The sequence below is a fragment of the bacterium genome, from assembly GCA_026414725.1.
In the GTDB taxonomy this organism is placed as follows: Bacteria; Ratteibacteria; UBA8468; order B48-G9; family JAFGKM01; genus JAAYXZ01.
Map to the genome: position 1 here is coordinate 1 of JAOAIL010000047.1, position 1,979 is coordinate 1,979.

General features: G+C 35.0%; 2 protein-coding genes. Both read left to right on the forward strand.

Annotation, left to right across the window (positions count from 1 at the left end):
- Positions 1–472: substrate-binding domain-containing protein (locus N3D17_07745; GenBank protein MCX8083255.1), on the forward strand; the 472-nt coding region annotated here is incomplete at its 5' end.
- On the forward strand, positions 469–1,938 hold the full coding sequence (locus tag N3D17_07750) for an ADP-ribosylglycohydrolase family protein (protein ID MCX8083256.1): 1,470 nt from the start codon (positions 469–471) through the stop codon (positions 1,936–1,938). The genes N3D17_07745 and N3D17_07750, both read left to right, overlap by 4 nt.
- Positions 1,939–1,979 lie beyond the last annotated feature (41 nt).

The window sequence follows — 1,979 nt, forward strand, 5'->3', positions numbered from 1 at the left end:
GATAAAGACAGGGAAGAAAAAGATTGGATTTATAGCAGGGGATATAAATTTGAGGCCGACAGAAGAGAGGTTAGATGGATATATAAAAGCATTGAAAGAAAAAGATATATCTGTTAATAAAGGAATAATAATATGTGAAGGTGAGTATAAGATGGAATATGGGAAGAAATGGGCAAAAGAGATAATTGGGAAAGTAGATGCGATTGTATGTGGAAATGACCTGATGGCAATAGGAGCAATTAGGGTAATAGAAGAAAATGGATTAAAAGTTCCTGATAATATTGCTATCTGTGGGTTTGATGATATATATCTTTCTTCTTTGGTTAAGCCATCTTTAACGACAGTTCATCAACCTATAGAAAAAATAGCAGAGATTGCCTGTGATAGATTGATGGGCTGGATAGAAGGAGAAATAAAAGAAGCAGAGGATATATTTATAGAACCGGAGATTGTTATAAGGGAGAGTGCATGAAATCAGAAGATTATGGAAAGATTTATGGTTGCTGGTTAGGAAAGAGTATAGGAGGTAGCATTGGGGGACCACTGGAAGGGAGAAAGGAGTTTCTTGAAATCCCTTACAGATTACCCGAAAAAATCCTTCCAAATGATGATCTTGACCTGCAACTTGTCTGGCTGAATATTTTAAAAAAGAAAGGGATAAGAATTACTGCTGATGATTTGTCAGAGGGATGGCTCAAAAATATTACATATCCTTTTGATGAGTATGGTGTGGCAATAGCGAACTTAAAAGCAGGGTTAAAGCCACCACAGACAGGTATATATAATAACTGGTTTTCAGAATGTATGGGAGCACCTATAAGGAGTGAGATATGGGGATGTATTTTTCCGTATAGACCTGAAGTTGCTGGCTATTATGCATATCTTGATGCATCTGTTGACCATTGGAATGAGGGAGTTTATGGAGAAGTTTTTTTATCTATAATTGAATCCATTGCCTTTGAAGAAAGTGATGTAGAAAAATTGATAAAGAGAAGTTGCGAATTTCTGCCTGAAGATTCAAAGGTGAGGAAGGTAAGTGAGATGGTGTTGGACTTATATAGGAAAGAGAATAATATAAGAAAGACGAGGGAAGAGATATTAAAAAGGTTTGGACACCATAACTTTACACACTGTGTTCAAAATATTGGTTTTATAATATGTGGACTTCTTTATGGTAAAGGTGACTTTTTGGGGACAATAATAGAAGCGACAAAGTGTGGTTATGATACTGATTGCACGGCAGCAACCGCAGGGGCAATTATAGGGATAATACTTGGGAAGGAAAAGATTGAAAGGCAGATAAGAGCAGAGATAGATACAAGAATAGTTGCTGGTTATGGAATAAAAGATATAGAAGTTCCAGAAGATATAGATGTATTGACAGAAGAGATAGTAAAAATTAGAGAGAAAGTGAAGAAAGAAAAAAATCTCCCCGGTATTGAAAAACCATTTAAGCTACCTGATATACCTGACTTTGAAAAGCCGATTAATATGAAGTTTAATGTCTCTGATATATTTAATCCTGAAGAGGCAAGAGAAATAGAAGATAAAATTCTTTCAGACAGGTATGATGGATTTAAAGAATTTGTCTTTGATACGATGTTTATACCTGTGGGAAGATTTTTCAATGGAAGCAGAGGGATAATATTTTTAAAGACAGAGATTGAGATTGAAAAAGAAAGCAAGGTGAGAATATATCCAGCGACAACAGATGGGATAAAGATGTGGATAAACAAAAAGGAAGTTCTTTCACACCACCAGCATAGTGAGTTTCTTCCTGCTCCACACAGACATAGTAGCCCTTTGTATGAAGGAGAACTTAAAGAGGGTAGATACGAGATAATTTTAGAAGTAATAAATTGCAATAGGAATCTTGATTTTGCGTTTATTTTAGCAGATGAGAAGAACCATTTAATATATCAAAAGGTAAAGAGATGAAAGGTATAAGGAAACATAAAATTTTGAGGAGTATATTCTAC